Source organism: Polaribacter marinivivus, assembly GCF_042651285.1.
GTDB lineage: Bacteria > Bacteroidota > Bacteroidia > Flavobacteriales > Flavobacteriaceae > Polaribacter > Polaribacter marinivivus.
Genome location: NZ_JBHSCY010000001.1, coordinates 1,069,015 through 1,092,001 on the forward strand (window position 1 = coordinate 1,069,015; position 22,987 = coordinate 1,092,001).

The 22,987-nt window shown below is 29.0% G+C and carries 22 protein-coding genes; 16 read left to right on the forward strand and 6 right to left on the reverse strand.

The features are described 5' to 3' along the window. Window positions 1-22: 22 nt before the first annotated feature. The 15 genes from leuS (at window position 23) to tsaB (ending at window position 12,561) form a co-directional block, all read left to right on the forward strand. Window positions 23-2,854 carry a leucine--tRNA ligase gene (leuS, locus tag ACFOWD_RS05005; protein WP_377408630.1) on the forward strand — a complete coding sequence of 944 codons (2,832 nt, stop codon included), beginning with the start codon at window positions 23-25 and terminating at the stop codon, window positions 2,852-2,854. A gap of 9 nt (window positions 2,855-2,863) precedes the next feature. Next, window positions 2,864-3,118 (forward strand): SemiSWEET transporter, encoded by a 255-nt coding sequence (locus ACFOWD_RS05010; protein ID WP_377408631.1) that lies wholly within the window; start codon window positions 2,864-2,866, stop codon window positions 3,116-3,118. A 74-nt stretch (window positions 3,119-3,192) separates the two neighbouring features. Further along, complete coding sequence (locus ACFOWD_RS05015; protein WP_377408633.1) at window positions 3,193-3,963, forward strand: enoyl-CoA hydratase/isomerase family protein; 771 nt, start codon at window positions 3,193-3,195, stop codon at window positions 3,961-3,963. Then, entirely contained in the window at window positions 3,964-4,524 is a 561-nt protein-coding gene (locus ACFOWD_RS05020; RefSeq protein ID WP_377408635.1) for an MOSC domain-containing protein, read from the forward strand. Next, entirely contained in the window at window positions 4,521-5,084 is a 564-nt protein-coding gene (locus ACFOWD_RS05025) for a hypothetical protein (protein ID WP_377408637.1), read from the forward strand. Before ACFOWD_RS05020 ends, ACFOWD_RS05025 begins: the two co-directional genes overlap by 4 nt. 261 nt (window positions 5,085-5,345) lie before the next feature. Then, window positions 5,346-6,248 (forward strand): heme o synthase, encoded by a 903-nt coding sequence (cyoE, locus tag ACFOWD_RS05030; protein WP_377408639.1) that lies wholly within the window; start codon window positions 5,346-5,348, stop codon window positions 6,246-6,248. Window position 6,249: 1 nt separating this feature from the next. Next, window positions 6,250-6,837: a cytochrome c oxidase subunit 3 gene (locus tag ACFOWD_RS05035; protein ID WP_298991469.1), complete on the forward strand. Its 588-nt coding sequence runs from the start codon at window positions 6,250-6,252 to the stop codon at window positions 6,835-6,837. 51 nt (window positions 6,838-6,888) lie between these two features. Next, window positions 6,889-7,872, forward strand: a complete 984-nt coding sequence (locus tag ACFOWD_RS05040) for a cytochrome c oxidase subunit 3 (protein WP_377408641.1) — start codon at window positions 6,889-6,891, stop codon at window positions 7,870-7,872. A gap of 20 nt (window positions 7,873-7,892) precedes the next feature. Next, a complete protein-coding gene (locus ACFOWD_RS05045) occupies window positions 7,893-8,234 on the forward strand; it encodes a cytochrome C oxidase subunit IV family protein (RefSeq protein WP_298991471.1) in 342 nt (113 codons plus the stop codon). A gap of 58 nt (window positions 8,235-8,292) precedes the next feature. Further along, window positions 8,293-8,946, forward strand: coding sequence for a hypothetical protein (locus ACFOWD_RS05050; RefSeq protein ID WP_377408643.1), 654 nt, complete (start codon window positions 8,293-8,295; stop codon window positions 8,944-8,946). Beyond that, window positions 8,943-9,587 carry an SCO family protein gene (locus ACFOWD_RS05055; protein WP_377408645.1) on the forward strand — a complete coding sequence of 215 codons (645 nt, stop codon included), beginning with the start codon at window positions 8,943-8,945 and terminating at the stop codon, window positions 9,585-9,587. The genes ACFOWD_RS05050 and ACFOWD_RS05055 overlap by 4 nt, the downstream gene beginning before the upstream one ends. Continuing rightward, entirely contained in the window at window positions 9,580-10,119 is a 540-nt protein-coding gene (locus ACFOWD_RS05060; RefSeq protein ID WP_298991477.1) for a DUF420 domain-containing protein, read from the forward strand. Before ACFOWD_RS05055 ends, ACFOWD_RS05060 begins: the two co-directional genes overlap by 8 nt. Beyond that, complete coding sequence (locus tag ACFOWD_RS05065) at window positions 10,112-10,330, forward strand: hypothetical protein (protein ID WP_377408647.1); 219 nt, start codon at window positions 10,112-10,114, stop codon at window positions 10,328-10,330. Before ACFOWD_RS05060 ends, ACFOWD_RS05065 begins: the two co-directional genes overlap by 8 nt. Before the next feature lie 125 nt (window positions 10,331-10,455). After that, window positions 10,456-11,787 carry a TolC family protein gene (locus ACFOWD_RS05070; protein WP_298991481.1) on the forward strand — a complete coding sequence of 444 codons (1,332 nt, stop codon included), beginning with the start codon at window positions 10,456-10,458 and terminating at the stop codon, window positions 11,785-11,787. A gap of 87 nt (window positions 11,788-11,874) precedes the next feature. Beyond that, a complete protein-coding gene (tsaB, locus tag ACFOWD_RS05075; RefSeq protein WP_377408649.1) occupies window positions 11,875-12,561 on the forward strand; it encodes a tRNA (adenosine(37)-N6)-threonylcarbamoyltransferase complex dimerization subunit type 1 TsaB in 687 nt (228 codons plus the stop codon). 6 nt (window positions 12,562-12,567) lie between these two features. On the opposite strand, the gene ACFOWD_RS05080 is transcribed toward tsaB, so the two are convergent. Further along, a complete protein-coding gene (locus ACFOWD_RS05080; protein WP_377408651.1) occupies window positions 12,568-13,374 on the reverse strand; it encodes a mechanosensitive ion channel family protein in 807 nt (268 codons plus the stop codon). Window positions 13,375-13,432: 58 nt separating this feature from the next. Next, window positions 13,433-13,786, reverse strand: coding sequence for a DUF1304 domain-containing protein (locus ACFOWD_RS05085; RefSeq protein WP_298991487.1), 354 nt, complete (start codon window positions 13,784-13,786; stop codon window positions 13,433-13,435). Window positions 13,787-13,938: 152 nt separating this feature from the next. Here ACFOWD_RS05085 and ACFOWD_RS05090 point away from each other — a divergent pair, with 152 nt between their 5' ends. Further along, complete coding sequence (locus ACFOWD_RS05090) at window positions 13,939-14,292, forward strand: toxin-antitoxin system YwqK family antitoxin (protein ID WP_298991488.1); 354 nt, start codon at window positions 13,939-13,941, stop codon at window positions 14,290-14,292. 112 nt (window positions 14,293-14,404) lie between these two features. On the opposite strand, the gene ACFOWD_RS05095 is transcribed toward ACFOWD_RS05090, so the two are convergent. From ACFOWD_RS05095 to sov, 4 genes are all read right to left on the reverse strand, one after another. Then, a complete protein-coding gene (locus tag ACFOWD_RS05095; RefSeq protein WP_377408654.1) occupies window positions 14,405-15,124 on the reverse strand; it encodes an energy transducer TonB in 720 nt (239 codons plus the stop codon). Between the two features lie 63 nt (window positions 15,125-15,187). Next, window positions 15,188-15,478 (reverse strand): VanZ family protein, encoded by a 291-nt coding sequence (locus ACFOWD_RS05100; RefSeq protein ID WP_377408656.1) that lies wholly within the window; start codon window positions 15,476-15,478, stop codon window positions 15,188-15,190. 52 nt (window positions 15,479-15,530) lie between these two features. Further along, window positions 15,531-15,911 (reverse strand): glycine cleavage system protein GcvH, encoded by a 381-nt coding sequence (gene gcvH / locus ACFOWD_RS05105; protein WP_298991494.1) that lies wholly within the window; start codon window positions 15,909-15,911, stop codon window positions 15,531-15,533. A 13-nt stretch (window positions 15,912-15,924) separates the two neighbouring features. Beyond that, the gene (sov, locus tag ACFOWD_RS05110; RefSeq protein WP_377408658.1) at window positions 15,925-22,986 is read right to left on the reverse strand and encodes a T9SS outer membrane translocon Sov/SprA; all 7,062 of its coding nucleotides are present in this window, start codon (window positions 22,984-22,986) and stop codon (window positions 15,925-15,927) included. Window position 22,987: the final 1 nt, after the last annotated feature.

A 22,987-nucleotide genomic window follows, 5' to 3' on the forward strand; every position in this document is an offset into this window, starting at 1 on the left:
GCACCCTCTAAATTCATAGAAGATGCAATACAATCATCAAGAAATAGAAAAAAAGTGGCAAAAATTTTGGGCTGAAAACCAAACTTTTAAAGCTTCTAATAACTCTGAAAAACCTAAATATTATGTGTTAGATATGTTTCCTTATCCATCAGGAGCAGGTTTACATGTTGGGCATCCTTTAGGCTATATTGCATCTGATATTTATGCACGTTATAAGCGTCATAAAGGGTTTAACGTATTGCATCCTCAAGGATATGATTCTTTTGGTTTACCTGCAGAACAATATGCTATTCAAACTGGGCAACATCCTGCAAAAACAACTGAAGAAAACATAAAAACTTACAGAAGACAATTAGATCAAATTGGTTTTTCTTTTGATTGGAGTAGAGAAGTGAGAACATCGAGTCCTGAATATTATAAATGGACACAATGGATTTTTATTCAACTATTCAATTCTTGGTACAATAAAGATTCAGATAAGGCAGAAGACATCTCAACTTTAATTTCAATTTTCGAAAAAGAGGGTAATGCAAATGTAAATGCAGTTAGTGATGAAGATATAATTCCATTTTCAAGTGATGATTGGAATGGTTTTTCATCAACCAAACAACAAGAGATTTTATTACAATACAGATTAACATTTTTGTCTGATACAGAAGTAAACTGGTGCCCTGCATTAGGTACTGTTTTAGCAAATGACGAAATTGTAAATGGAGTTTCAGAAAGAGGTGGTCATCCTGTTGTTCGTAAAAAAATGACACAATGGTCTATGCGAATTTCAGCCTATGCACAACGTTTGTTAGATGGTTTACAAACAATTGATTGGCCACAACCACTAAAAGATTCTCAAACCAATTGGATTGGTAGAAGTCAAGGTGCAATGGTTTCTTTTACTGTTGATGGTTTTGAAGGTGAAAAAATTGATGTCTTTACAACAAGACCTGATACCATTTTTGGAGTGTCTTTTATGACACTAGCTCCAGAACACGAATTGGTGTCAAAAATTACAACTGAAGCTCAAAAAGCTGAGGTTGAAGCGTATGTAGAAGCTACAGCAAAACGTTCTGAACGTGATAGAATGGCAGATGTAAAAACCATTTCTGGTGCTTTTACAGGAGCGTATGCAATTCATCCTTTTTCTGGTGAGAAAGTTCAAATTTGGATTGGTGATTATGTGTTAGCATCTTATGGAACAGGTGCTGTTATGGCTGTTCCTTGTGGTGATCAACGTGATTATGATTTTGCCAAACATTTTGGTATTCCTATTCCTAATATTTTTGAAAATGTAGATATTTCTGAAGAGGCTCATACAGATAAAGAAGGAACTGTCATTGCAAATTCAGATTTTTTATCAGGATTAAAATACAAGAAAGCCTTAAAATTAGCCATTTACGAAATCGAAAAAAGAGGTTTTGGTTATGGTAAAACCAATTATAGATTACGTGATGCAGTGTTTAGCAGACAACGTTATTGGGGAGAACCTTTTCCTGTGTACTATAAAGATGGAATGCCACAAATGATTGATGCAAAGCATTTACCAATTGTCTTGCCAGAAGTAGAAAAGTACTTACCAACAGAAGATGGTAAACCACCTTTAGGAAATGCTGAAGTTTGGGCTTGGGATACTGTTAACAATAAAGTAGTACACAATAGTGAAATAAATAATATTACTGTGTGGCCTCTAGAATTAAACACAATGCCTGGTTGGGCTGGAAGTTCTTGGTATTTTAACAGGTATATGCAATCTGAAGAAGAGCAAAAAGAAAATACTGTTTTTGCTTCTAAAGAAAACTTAGAGTATTGGAAAGAAGTTGACTTATATATTGGAGGATCAGAACACGCAACAGGACATTTATTGTATGCACGTTTTTGGCAAAAGTTTTTATTTGATAAAGGCTTAGTTCCTGTAGATGAGTTTGCAAAAAAACTGATTAACCAAGGAATGATTTTGGGGACTTCTGCTTTTGTATTTAGAGTTGAAGGTGAAAATAAATTAATTACATCATCAAAAACTAGCAACTTAAAAGTTCAACCAATTCATACAGACGTGTCATTTGTAAACGCCTCTGATGAATTAGATATTGAAGCTTTTAAAAATTGGAGACCAGAGTTTAAAGATGCTGAGTTTATTACTGAAGAAGATGGCACTTTTAAAGTTTCAAGAGAAGTAGAAAAAATGTCAAAATCCAAATATAATGTGGTGAATCCAGATTTGATTTGCGAAGAATATGGGGCAGATGCATTACGTTTATTTGAGATGTTTTTGGGGCCTTTAGAGCAAACCAAACCTTGGAAAACTTCAGGAATTTCAGGTGTATATTCGTTCTTGAAAAAACTATACAAACTGTTTTATAATGGTGAAAATTTTGAAGTTTCAGAAGCAACAGCAACAAAAGACGAGTTAAAAACATTACATAAAACCATTAAAAAAGTAGAAGAAGATATAGAGAATTTTTCTTTTAATACTTCAGTTTCTACCTTTATGATTGCTGTAAATGAGTTAACCACTCAAAAATGTAATAAACGTGAAATTTTAGAACCTTTATTGGTTTTATTATCACCTTATGCACCACATATTACAGAAGAATTATGGAGTCAATTAGGTCATACAACTTCAATTTCTAAAGTACCTTTCCCTAAATTTGATGGAAAACATTTGGTAGAAAGCACTAAAAATTATCCTATTTCATTTAATGGAAAAATGCGTTTTACCCTAGAATTATCCTTAGATTTATCTAAAGAAGAAATTGAGAAAATAGTGATGGCTCACGAAAAAACACAAGCACAATTACAAGGTAGAACTCCTAAAAAAGTAATTATTGTTCCTGGTAAAATTGTAAATATTGTTGGTTAATATGTATGTATGAAGTATTTTGAAATTATTGGTTTTTTGGCAGCAATTTTAACAACTGTGGCATTTTTTCCTCAAGTAATTAAAGTGTATAAAACCCAAAACACCCAATCAATTTCACTTTCTATGTATATTGTGTTTTCTATCGGTATTTTACTATGGTTAGTGTATGGTTTTTACCTAAATAGTTTACCTATGATTATTGCTAATGCTATAACTTTAGTTTCTTCTATTTACATTTTATACATGAAACTTAAACACAAATAAGTAATCTAAATCTCAAGTACATTTGATTGATTTTCTCTTAATAAAGACTTATTTTTGAATAAATTCAAAAACCTATGACTACAAATAGACAAAATGGAAGTCTTTATGTAAATATTCAAAATAAAATTGCAACTGTAGAATTTGGTCATCCTGCAAGTAACTCTTTTCCAAGTGAACTTTTAGAAAGATTAACTAATGAGTTGCATGCTATAGCTAAAAATGATGAAGTATCTGTGGTTATTTTAAAATCTGAAGGAGAAAGAGCTTTTTGTGCAGGTGCATCTTTTGATGAATTAGTGGCTATTACCAATTTAGAAGAAGGGAAAAAATTCTTTTCAGGTTTTGCGAACGTAATTAATGCCATGAGAACTTGTGGAAAAATTATCATTGGTAGAATTCAAGGAAAAACTGTGGGTGGAGGAGTAGGATTAGCTGCTGCATGCGATTATGTTTTAGCAACAGAAGCAGCAAGTATAAAATTATCTGAATTAACTATTGGTATTGGTCCTTTTGTCATAGAACCAGCTGTTAGTAGAAAAATAGGTTTAGCAGCAACATCAACTTTAACTTTAGATGCTACAAGTTGGCAAAATGCCTATTGGGCTAAAGAAAAAGGATTATATGCTAAGGTTTTTGAGAGTATAAAAGAGTTAGATGAAGAGGTAGCGCATTTAGCAACAAAATTATCATCTTATAATTCAGAAGCTTTATCAGAAATGAAAAAAGTATTCTGGAAAAAAACAGATCACTGGGATGATTTACTAATAGAAAGAGCAAAAATTTCAGGTGAGTTGGTTTTGTCTGATTTTACAAAAAAAGCCTTATCAAAATTTGCCAAAAAATAAATGAAGATTATTTCTACAAATATTGGCGATCGTAAAGAAATCACTTACAAAAATAAAAAAGTAACTACAGGTATTTTTAAATATCCTGTTGAGGAACCTATTTTTTTAGACAAAGAAGAGGTTAAAGGAGATGAAATTTCAGACAGAAAACATCATGGAGGAATCTACCAAGCTGTGTATGGATATTCTCAAAAACATTATGAGTATTGGAAACCAAAATATCCAGAATTAGAATGGAATTTTGGAATGTTTGGAGAAAATTTAACTATTGATGAACTAGATGAAACTAAAATTCATGTTGGTGATACCTTTAAAGTAGGGGAAGCCATAATAGAAGCTACTTTGCAAAGAAATCCATGTTATAAGTTAGGTGTGCGTTTTAATAATATGAAAATAGTTAAACAGTTTTGGAGTACCACTATGTGTGGAGTCTATTTTAAAGTAATAGAACCTGGCTTAGTAAATGTTGGAGATGAGTTGAAACAAACTAAATCTTCTAAAACTAACCCAACAATAGCAGACTTATATAAACAACAAAAAGAAATAAAGGGGATTAAATGAAAAGAAAAAAATCGATAGGCATAAGGTATATTTTTTTAATTTTTTTAGCAGTTTTACCCTTTTATAAATTTTATCATCCAGAAGATTATTGTTTTGGAGATAAAGATTTAGTTGTAGTTTGGGGGTTTATCATTTTGTTTACTATTCCTTTTTTAGTTATATTATTTTATAATTTATATGAGTTTTCATTAAAAAAAATACTATTTGACTTTAGACCTGTAATTATTCTAGTTCTTTTTTTGATAGGATTATATATTGCTTTTAATCATCAGCACAATATATTTTTTAAAAAAGAAATTTTAAAATTTAAAATAACTAACTCTTTAAAAGGCATAACAATTACTTTGTATGAAGATTCTACCTTTGTTTTGCAAAAATCTTTTACAAATTATGATTGCTTTTATAATGGTGAATTTGATAAAAAAAATGATACTTTATTATTTAAAACACCACAAAAAATAAACGATTTAGAAGATACTTATATTTATAATACAGAAAGAGGTACATTAAAATCTCTAAAAACAAAAAAAACTACTTACAGAGAAATTTTAATCGATTAATTATTAAATAAAATTATCAAAAAATTATCATAGGATAATTTTTTTAAGAATTTAAAAAAAAAACAGATCTGTTTATGATTAATTGTTAATTAATAATTATATTTGTGTGTGGTTTTTTTAAAACCACACTTTTTCTTTTTCATAGCAATTTTCCCACTCAAATTTTGAGTGGGTTTTTTTATTTATTTAACATTCAAAAAGGATTAAATTCTATGGTAAATTCATAATTATCAAATATCTTTGCAAACTAGTTGTGATAGAATGAATACCACAGTTATTTCTCAGACAAAACCATTAATGAAAACAATTATTTCTGATTTAAAGCAACTCACAAAGGTGGGCTTATCTTTAAGCGTTGTTTTCTCTTCTGTTGCTGGTTACTTTTTAGCAGCAGAAATAATAAACTTTAGCACTGTGCTATTATTAGCATTAGGTGGTTTTTTTATGGTGGGTGCATCAAATGCTTATAATCAAGTTATAGAGAAAGATACAGACGCTATAATGCAACGTACAAAAAATAGACCTTTACCAACAGGTAGAATGTCTGTTAATTTTGCAATGACTATAGCTATTTTATTTACAGTATTAGGGCTTGCTATTCTATATAGTATAAATCCAAAAACTGCATTGTTTGGTGCAATATCTATTTTTCTTTACACGTGTGCTTATACTCCTTTAAAAGCTGTAACACCTTTGGCTGTTTTTGTTGGTGCAATTCCTGGTGCTATACCTTTTATGTTAGGTTGGGTTGCTGCCACTGGAAACTTTGGTATAGAAGCAGGTTTTTTATTTATGATTCAGTTTTTCTGGCAGTTTCCGCATTTTTGGGCTATTGGTTGGTTACAATATGAAGAATATAAGAAAGCAGGGTTTAATATGTTACCTATGAATACAAAAGATAAAGGAGCTGTAAAGCAAATTATCTTTTATACCATTATTATGATTTTAGTATCTGTAGCACCAGTACTTAAATTATCAGGGGCGTTTTATATTCACCCAATTACTGCAGTAATAGTTGCTTTACTTGGTTTTATAATGTTGTATTATGCTTTAGCTTTATATAAATCACAACAAAATATAGATGCTAGAAAACTAATGTTGGCAAGTGTTTTGTACATTACATTAGTTCAAATAATATATGTAGTAGATAAATTTTTACATTAAAATGATGGAAGGACAAACTTTAGAACAAGAATATGTAGCAGCAAAGAAAAAATCTGCAAAACCTATGTTATGGGTTGCTATGATTAGTATGGTAATGTTTTTTGCAGGTTTAACAAGTGCTTATGTAATAAGTATGAAAAGAGATGATTGGGTTTCTTTTGATTTACCTCAGGCTTTTTACATTAGTACAGCTTTAATAATAGTAAGCAGTATTACTTTATTATTATCACAAAGATTTTTAAAACAAGATAAGAGGCAATTATCGATAATTTTGTTATTAATTACCTTTGCTCTTGGTGTTGCTTTTGTTTGGCAACAATATGTTGGTTTTAATCAACTAAAAAGTATAGGATTATTTTTTACAGGTCCAGAAAGTACGGTATCTACATCCTTTATAATCGGAATTAGTTTTATGCACGTTTTGCATATTCTAGCAGGTATAATTGTACTACTTGTTGTAATTTATAATCATTTTAAATACAAATATAAACCAACAGATATGTTAGGCTTTGAGCTAGGCGCAATTTTCTGGCATTTTGTTGATGTTTTATGGATATATCTATTTTTCTTTTTCTATTTTATTAGATGATGAAAAATGATTAATTTTGACAAACTTTTAAGATTTAATTAAAATTTATATATGGAAGCAAATATTGCTATACCTTCTGACGGAAAAAACACTTGGGATGGTGGAGGAGTAAGACCATTTGGAGCAAGTTATGGTAAAATGATGATGTGGTTCTTCATTTTGTCTGATGCCTTAACATTTTCTGGATTTCTTGCAGCTTATGGTTTAACACGTTTTAAATTTATAGACTCTTGGCCAATTGCTGATGAGGTTTTTACACACGTACCTTTTATACATGGAGAATTCCCTATGTATTATGTGGCCTTTATGACTTTTGTACTTATCTTTTCTTCTGTAACTATGGTGTTAGCTGTAGATGCAGGTCATAAGATGCAGAAGAACAAAGTAGCTTGGTATATGTTTGCTACAATTATTGGAGGTTTAATATTCGTTGGCTCTCAAGCTTGGGAATGGAATACTTTTATTAATGGTACTTATGGTGCAGTTAAAACAACAGATGGTAAAATTTTACAGTTTGCTAGAGATGGAAAACAAATAGCACTATCTGACTTTGTTGTTGGAGATAGAATGGATGATAAAGTTCAGCACACAAGAAAAAACGGTTTGTGGTGGAATAAAGCAGATGAAACTTTACCTCAATATTCTGTTGCTCAAGTATTAGCTTCTTATAAAGCAGACCCTTCAGTACAGATTAGAAGTGAAGAAATTAATATGGATGAGAAACAAAAATATATCCTAACAAGAGAAAAAGGTTTAGCAGAATTATCTAAAGCCAAAATGGTAGTAGAAGGGGCTAACTTAAAAGTAAATGAGTATGGGAATACTATTTTTGCTGATTTCTTCTTCTTTATAACAGGTTTCCATGGTTTTCACGTATTCTCAGGAATTGTTATTAATATTATCATTTTCTTTAATGTAATCTTAGGTACTTACGAAAAAAGAGGACATTATGAAATGGTAGAAAAAGTAGGTTTATATTGGCACTTTGTAGATTTAGTTTGGGTATTTGTATTTACATTCTTCTACTTAGTTTAATCATATTTAAAGCATAACAAATGTCACACGCACACGAATCAAATGTAAAAAGAATATGGATGGTATTTGGAATATTATCCTTAATAACCATTGTTGAAGTTGGTTTTGGTATCTATAAACCAGATGCTTTACACTTAACAAATTTTTTAGGTACTAGTCCTTTAAATTGGTTATTTATCATATTAACCTTAGCTAAAGCTTATGGTATTACCTGGACTTTCATGCATATGGAAGGTGAAAAAAAATGGTTTAGAAGAGCTGTTGTATGGACAGCAGTATTTCTAATCTGTTACTTAGTAGCATTGCTATTAATTGAAGGTGGTTATTTATACGAAACATTATCACCATTAGTAAAATGGTAAAAAAATAATAAGGTGGTTTTAACCACCTTTTTTTATCCCTTTTTTTAAATATTGATTTATGAAGTTTTTGACAAAAAAAAGAGTTGTATTATTTCTACTTTTTATTTTTCCTTTAATCTGTTTTTTAATTTTATCAACAGGCGAAAATAACTTTAAAAAACTACCTATACTTACAGAAAATATAAGTAATACTGCAGCTTTGTCTTTAGACAATAAAGTAAGTGTTATTTGCTTTTTAGGTAATAATGTAAAAACATTAGAGTCAGGTATTTTTAACTTAAATGAAAAAATTTACAAGAAGTTTTTAGATTACAACGATTTTCAAATCATTGCAGTTTATCCATCTCAAAATGAAAATGAAGTTGTTAAACTAAAAGAAAATATGGGTACATATACAGATATGCAAAAATGGAAGTTTACAGCATTAAATACTGATCAAATTAATATTTTCTTTAATAGTTTGTCTGTTAAAGATAGTTTGGAAAACTTAGGTATTTCAAAAGCGTTTATTATCGATAAAAATCTAAATTTAAGAGGTAGAGTTAATGATAAAGATTTTGCTGATGGTAGGTTAGAAGGTTATAATTTAAATTCTGTTTCTGAATTAAAAAGTAAAATGAAAGACGATATTAACGTCTTATTTTACGAATATTATGCAGCATTTAAAAAAAGAAATAAAAATAAAGCAGACAGAAAAGAAGTAGGCTTATGAGCAAAAAATATTCATACATAGGTATCTCATTTGTTATTTTGTTGTTTGGTATTTATTCAATTCCAAAAATTGTAAATCGTTTTCAAGATTCTGGTTTAGTAAAATTTAATAAAGTCCCAGATTTTGAATTTACAAATCAAGAAGGTAAAACAATTTCAAATAAAACTTATGAAGGTAAAGTATATGTTGTAGAGTTTTTCTTTTCTACTTGCCCTACCATTTGCCCAATTATGAATAAAAAAATGCTAATACTACAAGATGCATTTTTTGGAAATCCAGAGTTTGGTATTGCTTCAATATCTATAACTCCAGAGATTGATACTCCAGAAATTTTAAAGGAGTATGCTAAAAATAATGGTATCACTCATAAAAATTGGCACTTACTAACAGGCAAGTCAGATGATATAGTTTATGCACTTTCAAATAAAGGATTTAAATTATACGCAGGAAAAGGAGATGAAGAACATGGAGGTTTTGAACATTCAGGCTTATTTGCTTTAGTAGATAAAGATGGCTATATACGCTCTAGAAAAGATGAATATGGAAATCCAATAATGTATTACAGAGCTATAGAAGAGCAAACTTTTCCTGATCAAATAAAAGAATTAAAAGAAGATATAAAACTGTTGTTAAATGAATAATCTAGCACAAGAAAGAAAATATAGAAAATTAATTACAGCATTATCGATAATAATACCTATTGCTGTTGCTGCACTTTTTGGAATTAATTTAAGAAAGTTAGGATTTGATGTAGAACCTTTTACATTTTTACCTCCAATTTATGCTACTATTAATGGAGTTACAGCTGTTCTATTGGTTGCTGCTGTTGTAGCTATTAAAAAAGGAAAAAGAAAATTACATGAAAAATTAAATACATTAGCAATACTTTGTTCTTTGGCTTTTTTGTTAATGTACATTGCATATCATATGACTTCTGATTCTACCTCTTTTGGAGGAGAAGGAGTTATCAAATACATTTATTATTTTATTTTAATTAGTCATATTCTGTTATCTATTGCAGTTATTCCTTTAGTTTTAACTACGTTAATGAGAGCCAAATTAGGAGACTTTAAAAAACATAGAAAAATTGCAAAAATTACCTTTCCAATTTGGCTATATGTTGCAATTACAGGTGTTGTAGTTTATTTAATGATTTCTCCTTATTATGTATAAAAAAATAATATTATTCTTAGTCTTTTCTTTTTTTACTTTATGTAATGCTTTCTCACAATGTGCTATGTGTAAAGCGGTTGTAGAAAATGGAGATGTAGATATGGCTGAAGGAGTTAATAATGGGATTACCTATCTTATGGTTTTTCCATACCTTTTAATTGGCTTTCTTTTTTTTGTAATTTATAGATATAGAAAGCAACTTAAAAATTAACATTTCAATAAGATTAATATCTTGTAACATATTTTACTTTTGGTCGTCTTATAAACGTTACCAACTATAAAAATCACTTTTTTTAGTTATCATTTATAAATAAACCAACCAAAAATATATACGTTTTGAAATTAAAACTTATTCTATTTGTAGCATTATTATCAACTGTTGCTACATTTTCTCAAAAACAATGGACTTTACAAGAATGTGTAGATGAAGCGTTAAGAAAAAACATCACCATACAACAAAATAAGCTTAGTTTAGAATTAGCAAAAAAAGATGTAGATATTGCTAAAGGTAACTTTTTACCAAACTTAAACGCAAATACTGGAGGTAACTTTAACTTCGGTACAAGTTTTGACCCAAGAACAAATGATAGAATTAATACGAGTCTTTTTGGAGGTTCTATGAATGTGAGTTCTGGTGTTACAGTTTTTAATGGTTATAGAAACACAAATACTTACAAACAAGCTCAACTTGGTGTTGAAACTAGTTTGTTAGATTTAAAGTTTATAGAAAATGATGTTTCTTTAAGAGTTGTAAATACATATTTAAACGTATTGTTTGCTAAAGAAAATTTAGAGGCAGCTAGAGTTCAATATGATATTAGTAAAAAACAAATTGAAGCTGCTGAGTTAAGATTTAAAAACGGAGTAATACCAAAAGGAGATTTACTTAATGTACAATCTACTGCTGCATCTAATTTACAATCAGTAATAACACAAGAAAATGCTTTAGATATTGCACGTTTAACTTTAGCACAATTATTACAAGTACCAGTAGAGAATTTTGATGTAGCACCTGTAGATGTTGGTGCACCTACAGCTAATTTATTATATAAAAATTCATCTTCTGTTTATGACAAATCTATAGAAGTAATGCCAGAAATTACTAGAGCAAAATTAGCTATAGAAAATGCAGATTTAAATATAGAACTTTCTAAAGGCGCTTATTTACCAACATTATCAGCTACAGCTGGTTTGTCTACAAATTTTGGTTTTAATTTAAATCCTCCTGCTGGAATTTCTAATACTGGTTTTGGTACACAACTTAGTGATAACTTTGGTTATGGTTTTGGTTTTAATTTAAACATTCCAATTTTTAATAGATTACAAACTAAAAATAGAGTTGCTAGATCTGTAATAAGTAAAGAAATTTCTGAGTTTAGACTACTTAATGAAAAACTTAATTTAAAGCAGACTATTGAACAAGCTTTTTTAGATGTTAAAACAGCTCTAAAAACTTATGAAGCTTCAAAACTTTCTTTAGAAGCTCAAGAAGAAGCTTTTAAAAATGCACAAGAAAGTTATAATTTTGGTACAATGACTCAGTTCGATTTTGATCAAGTTAGAAATAGATTAGTTAATGCGCAATCTGCTTTAATAAGATCTAAATACGATTATGTATTTAAAACTAAAGTTTTACAGTTCTATTCTGGAGAATTAGTTTTCGATTAAAAATCGAATTCATAAAATATTAAAAACCTCGTAAGTAAAACTTATGAGGTTTTTTGTTGATATAACTATCTTTGTAAAAAAATACGGTTGGCTTACATTTTAAATATAGAAACATCTACAAAAAACTGTTCTGTTAGTATTGCTAAGAATGGAGAAATACTTGCCATTAAAGAACTAAATAATGGGCAATATTCTCATGCAGAAGTTTTGCATCCTTTTATACAAGATATACTAGTAGAAGCAAATATTAAAATGAATAAAATTGATGCAGTAGCTGTTAGTAAAGGCCCAGGTTCTTATACTGGTCTTAGAATAGGAGTTTCTGCAGCAAAAGGATTTTGCTTTGCATTTAATAAGCCTTTAATTTCTATTGATACTTTAACTTCTTTATCATATTCAATTTCTATAAAAGAAGGTTTTATTGTACCAATGATAGATGCTAGACGTATGGAAGTATACTCTTGTGTTTTTAATAATAAACATCAAAAAGAAAGAGTAATAAAAGCAGAAATTATTGATGATAACTCTTTCAATGCTTATTTATCTGAGAATAAAGTATATTTTTTAGGTGATGGTTCTCAGAAATGTAAAGAAATTATTACACATAAAAATGCCGTATTTGTAGATGATAAATATCCATCAGCAAAAGAAATGGCCATATTATCATATGAGAAATACAAAAAAAGCGACATAGAAGATGTCGCTTATTTTGAACCTTTTTATTTAAAAGATTTTATTGTTATTCCAGAAAAAAAGAAAAAACCTCTTTTCTAATTTTGTTTATTCTGTTTTATTAATATTTACTCTATGAGGGTAAGGAATTTCAATTCCAGCCTTATCAAGTTCTAGCTTAACATTTTCTGTAGTCTCAAAAAATACATCCCAATAATGTTCTGTTTTACACCAAGGTCTAACAGCAAAATTAACAGAACTATCTGCTAAAGCTAAAACTGTAACACTAGGCTTAGGATCTTTTAAAACTTTATCATTAGATGTAAGAATATTCATTAATACTTCTTTGGTTTGTTTAATATCTGAATCATATGAAACACCAACAACTAAATCTACACGTCTAGTACCTTCTGTAGAATAGTTTACGATATTTCCATTAGATAAAGAACCATTAGGTATTATAATTTCTTTATTAGATAAACCAGTTAATTTAGTTGTAAAAATTTCTATTTCTTTTACAACACCAATTTCTCCTTGAGCTTCTATTAAGTCTCCAATTTTTATAGGTCTAAAAATCATAATTAAAACACCTCCTGCAAAATTAGCTAAAGAACCTTGTAGCGCTAAACCAACAGCTAAACCTGCAGCAGCTACTATTGCTGCAAAAGATGTGGTAGCAACTCCTAATTGAGAGATAACAGTTATAAAAAGTAGAATTTTTAGAATCCAACTACCCAAGTTTAATAAGAATTTTTGAAGTGTAATATCTACACCTCTTTTATTCATAATTTTTCTTGATGAATTAACAATAAATTTAATTGCAAATAAACCTACTATTAAAATAACAAGTGCAGTGATTACACTTGGTGCATATTCAAATAATAAATCTTTGATGTCTTCTATATAATTTTCCATTTGTATTTTATTAATTATTGTAAATGTAATAGAACAGATTTAATTTTAAAAAGATATACTATATAAATATAGAAATGATTCCTATTAAAGCAGGAACACTTTGTATGTATAAAATCTTTATTTTTTTGGTTGAATAAGCCCCATAAATTCCAGCTATTACTACACAGCTTAAAAAGAAAGTAGCAATATCAAATTCTTTAATAATTAATGACCATATTAAACCAGCAGCTAAAAATCCATTATACAAACCTTGATTAGCTGCAAGTACTTTTGTTTCTTCTGCAAACTCTTTACTTTTTAACCCAAATGCCCTTTTGCCTTGTTTAGAAGTCCATAAAAACATCTCTAAAATTAAAATGTAGATATGAATAATAGCTACGAAAAGGATAATTATTAACTGAAAAGTACTCATTTTAATGATTTTTATATATTTCAAATATATTAAATTATTGTAAATCAGGTAAATATATTTTTAATGTTAATTTAATGTTATGTAAATGTTGCTTAATAGTTACATAAATGTTATATTTGTAAATGTAATGTAAACCTTAAAATATTGTGGTCATGAAAAAAATATTAACAACAGTAATGCTGAGCTTAGGAATTGTAGCATTTGCACAAGAGAAACAACCAACTTTTAAGGCAGAAGGTGATTTAGTAAAAGCTACTTACTATTATGCTGATGGATCAATAAAAACACAAGGGTTTTTTAAGAATAAAAAACTAACTGGAGAATGGGTTCGTTTTGATAAGTCTGGGAATAAAACTCAATTAGCTTATTACAATAATGGTAAAAAAGTTGGAAAATGGTTTATTTGGACAAAACAAACGTTAAAAGAAATTAACTATGAAAATAATAGTATAGCTTCTGTAAATGTTTGGGAACCAAAATCTAAAGTAGCTGTCAATAACGATTAAGTTAAGTTAAAAAAAAATAAAAAAAGCATCTTAAATTTAAGATGCTTTTTTTATGAGCAAAAAAAAATCTACTAATTTTATTAGTAGATTTTTTAATTCTTTATATTAAATATTACTCTACAATTAATGTAAAAGGAATACTATATTTAACACCTACTGGTTTTCCTCTTTGTCTTCCAGGCTTCATTTTAGGTAATTGTTTCATTACACTTACAACCTCAGTTTTAATTTTTGGGTGTGGTGCTCTAGCTTGTATATTTACAATATTACCTTGTCTGTCTATTTTAAAACCGATAAAAACTCTTTTCTTTCCAGGAGATAACCCTAATTCGTTAGGTAATTCTGCATCAAACTTTCTAGAGAAATGCTTTTGTACCATTTTACTGAAACAAGCTTTTAACTCTTCATTATTTCCAGTACAACCAGGAAAAACAGGAACGTTTTCAATAATCATGAAACTTACATCTTCCACAACTTCTTCAACCTCTTCTATTTCTTCAATTTCTTCAACAACAACAGCTTCAGTTTCATCAGTTTCAGTAGACTCAATTACAGTTTCTTCAACCTCTTTTTCATCTTCTACAACTTCAATTTTTTCTGGAGTTGGTGGTGGTGGAGTTTTTGGCTTTTCTGGTTCAACTCTTTCAGTAATCGGAATTTCTTCTTCTAACTCTGCATTCATATTAACAGTACCTAAATCTCCATAGGTTTTGTCATATGTTTTTTGTTCTATAGCTTGATATGTTACAAATAGGGCTAATACTAATCCTATTTGCATGAAAATTTTACTAAAATTTTCTAAATTCGATTTCGGATTTTTTTTAATTTGCATACTAAAGAGTTTTAATAGGTTGCTAATTTAATTAATTTATTGTGTTTAACGCAAGTCTTTAACTTAATTAATAGTTTTTTTTCTTAAAAAAATATTAAAAATAACTAACGCAAACAATACACCTACAGAATTTGCTAAAACATCAAAGTAATCTGCTGTTCTGTAAACTGTTATGGTATCTTGTAACACTTCAATTATTATGCCAAGAATTATACATAAAATAACTATTAGGTATTTTTTATTTGGCTTCTTATAAAAAGATAATAACCAAGATAGTGTTAAAACAAAATAAGCTATACTATGATATCCTTTATCTATATGTTTAATTTCTATACCATTGTTTGGCATTTTCATTAAACTTAGATAAAGAATAACTAAGGTTATTGCAATAGCAAAAAATATGAGATTATCCTTGAATAAGGTTTTTATACGCTTCAGCATCTAATAAATTATCTATTTGAGAAGCATCTGATATTGTAATTTTAATCATCCAACCTTTACCATAAGGATCTGTATTTACCAATTCTGGCTCATCTTCTAATTCTTCATTAAATTCTGATACTTCACCTGATAATGGCATAAATAGGTCTGAAACTGTTTTTACAGCTTCTACAGAACCAAAAACTTCACCTTCTTCTACTGTGTCATCTAAAGTATCTACATCTACATAAACGATGTCACCTAATTCACCTTGTGCAAAATCTGTAATACCAACTGTTGCTGTATCACCATCAATTTTTATCCACTCGTGATCTTTTGTAAATTTTAAATCTGCTGGAATATTCATTTTTATTTTATTATTAATTTCCTCCTAAATTATAAACAATATTAAACCCTCCATTAATCGCTTGTCTAGGGAAAGTTGTAGATATTGCGTATTCTGATGTTTGATGATTATAATAGAAAGATGCTGTTAAACTTCTACTCAAAATATAATCGGCTGTAAATTTAATAGAAAATAATCTTTGTCCACCACTAATTTGGTTATTATCTTCATCAATATATCTAATTTGTGTAATATTATCTCTTAAAGATACATCTGCCCTTAAATTTATATCACCTTTTAATGTAGTTTTCTTACCTGTAAAACGAGTATTCATTTTTACGTTTTTAAACACGTAACCTAAACCAAAAATATATTCAGTACCAGCAATGTCTGTTAAAGTACTATTGTTAAAGTTCATAGTTAATGTTCTGTCTCTTTTAACCTCTCCTCTAAACGAAAATGAATTTTTCATTTTCATATCTACTTTAATAAGTGGAGAAAATTCATCTACTAAAGTTGCACTAGAGATAAGTCTGTCTACTTCGTAATTTCCAGCAGCATTTGTATTTGCAAATGGGTTATTAGCATCATACTGTAAATTATTAGTAAAACTAGAAATGGTATACGAAGATTTATAACCATGTGAAACAATAAAATTAGAGAAGTTTTTCTTGAACCAATTAAATTTCATTAACCCACTATATCTTAATGTCCAGTTTGGTATTGGTATATTTCTAAACAATCCAGTATTTACTTTATTAGGATTTTTACCTGAGTAAGCTGCCATAAAAGCAGGTAATAATACTTGCTGACTGTTTTCTCCAAAACCAGAAATTGGTGCTCCTGTTTCATTAGATAATCTATTTGCAACTGTAGCTCTATAGTCTTTCATGGTTTGAAATAGTGCATCACCATCTTTAAAAGCTGTTGATAACATTGAATGACTAGAACTAAAGTTACCAGTTTCAAAAATTGGAGTATCCTCTAAAGTATTATTTCCAGTAATTAAATCTAATTGCTGAGAGATATCTCTTGTTTTAATCTTATTACCTCTAACATCTATATTTAAATCGTTTATAGGCTTTAATGTAAAAGTATAATCTAATTTATTGTAAGAAGTTCTACTATATGTTTTATTAAAATATTCATCTCCAGCATTTCTAGAAACTAACCAACCATTTTCTAAAGCTGTATTTCTAAAATCTACTTGACTACCAAAAGCAAATGCAGTTGGTGCACCACCTAAGAAACCTATTCCTTGGTTGTATCCTTGTAAAAACTGACCATTATTTTCTGTATAACTAATTTTACCTTGTTTTACAGATGTTAAAATATCCCAAGTACCTTTTAATATTTTTTTACCTAAAGGTAAATTTTTGCTAGGTCTAATTCTAGCTCTATTACCAGCCTTTGCATTTTTTCGTTGAGCTTTTGTAAGTAAAAGTTTTTCGAAGTTTATGGCTTTATAAATTTTATCAAAAGACCAAGTAGTATTTAAATTATGCGTATTTGCATTCTGTACAACATTACCAATTTGTTCTACAATAGTTTTATCTTGAGATGAAACTTGCCAATCAAAATCTGCAGTGTATGCATAATCTGCTTGTAAAAAACTTAAGAAAGGAAACTTGTCTAAAGGTAAATTATAAGTAGCATTTAATTTTTGATGATATTGATTTGGTCTACCTACATTAAAAAAGTTATCGAAAACTTGTAAATCTTCTCCACTACCAAAAGCATCATAGATATAACTATTTGTAGCATTAAAGTTTAATTGTAATGATTTTGTTAAATCGAAACCAATAGTGTAATCCCAATCGAATAAGAATCTACGTTGTTTTAATTCTGGCTGAGGAGATAAACCAGCAATTAAGTTTCTAGATTGTTGCTCATTATAACTTCTGTTAATTCTTGAGTTAATAGCAAGAGTTGTTGGTATAGGATTGATATTAATATCCTTTAAAAAACGCCAATATTTACTTCTAAAAATAGAGTCATTATTTTTAAATGGCTCTAAAGGTTTAGAGCTAAAGTTAAAATTATAGTTTGCAGATGCAACTACATTTTCATTTACATATTTTTGAATATTATAGTCTCTATGAAACTCTCTATTATGTGCGTAAGAAAATGCTAAATTTTCTACATCATAAAATTTTGGTTTCTTAGTAGAATTTGGATTTCTATTCTTTTTTACATTATTAAAACTAATACTAGTTCTTTTTGTATAATCTCTAGAAAACTCACTATTAGGGTTTTGATTAATAGCATCTTCTAATTTTACATCTTGGTATTGAGGATCAAATTTTGGATCAATAAAAGTTTCACCAACACTATAACTCATAGGAATTTGTATACCCCATTTTTTAGGAGTTATTACTTTTCCAAGATTTACAGTTGTAGAAACATCATATTTTTTTGTTTCATCTAAAGAACGTTGATTTACTCTGTCTTCAACATTACCAAAACCAATAGTTTGTATACTACCAGCTAAAGAAACATTAGCAACATCAGCAAAATTTGCATCAGCATTTATAACAGCTGCCCAACTTGCATCATTATCAAAACCAGAAGAACGTAATTCGTTAAACCAAACTTCACCAGATTTAGAAACGACACCTGTGTTCTTTAATCCTAAAACAATAGTTCTTAATTGGGCTAGAGTAGGGTTACCTCTTACACTTAATGTATAGGGCTGACTTGCACCTATTGCTGTAGAAGTATATAGCTGATTTATAGGAGCACCTGCTGCATCTCTTTCTAATTTAACTTTTCCAAATTCTTCTAAGATAGCATCTAAATTATTGACTTCTGGCCAAATATCTAATTGACCATTTCCTCCAGAACTAACTGTTAATGGTAATTCTATTTCGTAATAATTTTCTGCTAAATCTGTTCCTAAACGTATAATACCAGAAAAACCACTATCACCTTCTAAATGCATAAACATTTTAAGGTTATTAAATCGTCTTAAATCTACACTTATGTTTTTATAGATAGCTCTAGTTTTACCTGGGCCTAAATTATTAACTTTTAGTGTAACAGATTGTTCGTTTTGTAATTGTACAGTAGTACTTCCTTGAAGACGTTCACGCTCAATTCCTGGTGGTTGTATATAGCTGCCATCATTTTGTTCTATACTTACAACACCTACTTCAAAACCTTCTAATTCTTGTTGTGTTAACTCTCTATCTGGGTCTATATTAGGGTCAATAGTTCTAGTATATCGTCTCCAATCTCCACGAACTAAATCTAATTCTCCAAAACGCATAACAACAGGCATTCTAAAGTTAGTTAAAAACATTCTTATAAAACGAATACTATTAAAATCTGTAATACCATTTACAGGAGTTCCATTTCTTATAGGTACTCTAAATTGATACCAAGTTGTAGATTGTTGATTTCCGTTTTCTAAGGTTACAGTAGTTGTTTTTTCATCAACAATATAATTTCTCCCTTTTACTAAATCTGCTTTATTCATAGAGATTTTATATTCATAAAAACTTTCTACAGTATTCATGGTTTGGTCTCTATTGATGTCTTCTACATCTGGATATGTAGTTGAAGAGGTTGGGTAAGGTTCTGTTGATTGATTTAAGGTTGGTGAGTTACCTTGTGTATTATTAAAGTTCTTATATCTTCTTAAAATAGATGCATTTATGGCATCTAATTCTGTACCTCTAAAAAATTGATAATCATCTGCAGCAGGATCTATAAGCGTTCTATATTTAGCATCAATATTTGCTAAATTTTGTTCTTCTAAGTTGGTTAAACCATCAAAACCTAAATCTTGATTTGTTCTAGCTGCATCTTCTTCACTAAATGCATATATAATTGATGGATTTCTTGGTACATCACCCCAAATTGTTCTATTTACATTGTTACCATTTATTTTTAAACCATCTTCTGGTAATCCGTTTTCGAACATTTTACGATTATCCTTAACAATATCTTCAGAGATATTTCCAAGATTAATATATAAGTCTCCAACTTGATTTGCTAAATTATTTGGATTTAAACCTTGAGGTAATCCTTCTTCAGCTGTAAGAGAATAATTTTCATAAGGATCCATAATCCAAAACTGAATATATTCTACGTTAGCAACATCAAAATTATTCGTATTTAAGGGACGCATAATTCCACCCCAATTTTCTTGAGGATTAGGTAAAAAGGCTTCTCCATTTACCACATTTGCATTTGGATTAAAATTGTAAGAACCTCTTTCTTCAGGAAAATAAGCTAAATCTAAAGTTCTAATTTGTGCATTTTGTGTAATATCTAATTGCTGATTTGGAAAAAGCTCTTGAAAATTAATTTGCCTTGTTTCTGCTCTCGAAAGTTGATCTGCATCTATACTTGGTGGCGTTTCACCAAAACCATAAAAAATTTGATCTATACTATACCAAGCTAATTTTGCACGTTTGTAATTGTAAGACAAATCGTTGTTTGATCCATTAAAAATATCATTGGTTTCATATCTAGGCGTACTAGCTTCATACCATTCTAAAGGAGAAATTAAACTAATAGGAATTTGTGAAGCTTCAAAATCATCTATGTAAGAAGTAGCAGCTCCAGTTACGTCTAATCCACTTGGTGTACCAGGTAATAAATATGCCATATCTGCTCTTACAGATAAATTTGATGGAACATCTGTATCTACAAATGGTAATTTATTAGCTAATTTTGTGAAATATGGAACTTCTGTTGAGTAATCTAAATTAAACCCAAACATGGTATTATTTATAGGGTCTGAACCATAATTTACTTTTGGTGTTAATGGTCTTTCAATAACATTTAAAATTGTACCACCTACTGTTAATTCATCAGAAAATTTATGTTCAACATCTATTCCCATAAAGGTTTTTCGTTGCTGATTAAATACAGCATTGTTTTCTGTTGATACATTTATTGGAGTACCTGATGCTTGTAAGCCTGGATCAATAATCTGTACTCTTCCTAATTGATAATCAACAACATAATCTATGCCTTCTACCAATTGTTTACCACCAGCAGTTACTGTTACAGAACCTCTAGGAACATTAAAAGCACCAATTGGGATACCTCCAGAATTCTCAGATTTAAAGTACCCTTTTAAAAAGTACTTGTCTTTATTCTGGAAATTATTTTGAATATTAATTTTAGTATTTAGGTATAATTCATCAAATAAAAACTTATCATCTGCAGGATTTGTTAAATCATTTTCTAATCCATTTCCAAAAGGTTCTGGATGAGGAAAAATGACATATCCGTTTTGAGAGTTTACTGTAATTCCTTCTAAATAATCGAAAAATCCATCAGGTGTTCTAAATTGACTTTGGTCTAGTTGATCTAAATTTAATACTTGAATTAAAGGTGTGTTTGGTATACCAGGAGTTGCTGCATTTTGTAATACATTAGAGGGTATACCTGTATCATCATCTCTATATTGAATTTCAAAACGAAAACCTTCTCTAGTCAATGGGAAAGCTCCTAAAGCATAAATGTTTTTCATCATTAAACGCCAAGTTGGGAAAGCCTCATCATTACCTGTTGTAGTATTTGTTCTTTTTGTTTGTAAAACTTCTGAACGTAATAATTTTACAGCTAAATTGTTTGGTGCTTGTACACCATCATTAGAAAACTCTCCAACTTTAAAAGATTTTTGAGTACTACCATTTACAGAACCAGCTATAGTATATTCATAAGCTACAGCTAAAACTTCACCATCATTTAATCTTCTATTTAAAGAAATGTAACCTAATTGAGGGTTTAATGAATATTCATTTGTATTTAATTTTCGGGCATTCTCTAAGATAGAGTAATCTGTTCCTTGTTGCATTTGGTATGTTGAAGACAACGTATTATCTACGTTAGAAACATCTCTAATACCACTTAAAGTACTATTTATATAAATATTATTTGCATTGTTTTGTGGTAAAAATAAGGTTTGCCCATTACTATTAACACTTACAGGATTTGCAGGTTGCACTGTGCCACTATCATCTACTAAATTATTGTAAGTAGTGTTAGGATTATCATTTTCACCTAAATCAGCAAACGCAACAATACTTCGAAAATCTTCTGTGGTTGCATTTCTATTAGTAATCCAAACCTCTATCCTTGTAATATTAACTTGACTACTTATTAATGGATAATTTTTTAATGAATTTGCATAATTATCTATAAAAAATTGAGATAAGAAAAAGTGACGATCTGTATCATAATCTGTAGCTCTTAATTCGAAAGGCTGAATTGATGCACCTGCTTCTGCAATTACATTTGTACTCTCTGAATTTTGCTGAGAAAAAACAGCTGTAATATTTGTATTGCCAAATTGTAGTTTTGTTTTAACCCCAAATAAACTTTGTGCTCCATTTATTAAAGAGTTTTTAATAGGCATAGATACGTTACCAGCTTCTATACCTTGTATAATATCATCTTCAGTTGGGGTATAATCTATTTTTACTAAATTTTGAAAATCAAAAGTGGCTTGAGTGTCGTAATTAGCAGTAAACTCAAGACGTTCACCAACTTTTGCTCTAATGCTTGCATTTATTTGTTGATCAAAATCAAACACAAAACTACTTCTGTTTTCTTCAGAAATTTGAGGGTTTTCTGTATTCTGATAAATAAAACCTAATCGTAAATTTATGTTACCTGTAGGTGTAACTTTTACTGTATTTCCTCCAAAAATATCTTCAAAAAACTTTGAGTTCACATAATAAGTTGGAAGTAAATCTTTACGCGCTTCTTCAGAATTTTTCTTCTTACTATTTGTTGCACTTACTTTTTGTTTAAAGTACAACAACATATCTCTCTTTAAACGATATTTTGCATACTCTTTTCTTGTTAGAAATATTGGAGTTTTTGTGTAGTAGTCTCCTATTTTTTCTATGATAACATACCTGTTTAAATCTTTATCAAAAATAACTTCTTTCTTAGCTAAATCATCTAAAAATAACCCTCCTTTTTGTGTGTTCTTAAAGTCATATTTTAATTGAATTGTGTCTTTTTTTACAGCTGTAGAATCTTTACTAGAATTAGTTTGAGAGTATAAATTTTGATTTACTAAAAAAGTAAAAAGAGATAAAAAGAATATATTTTTTAATAATCTATACAAT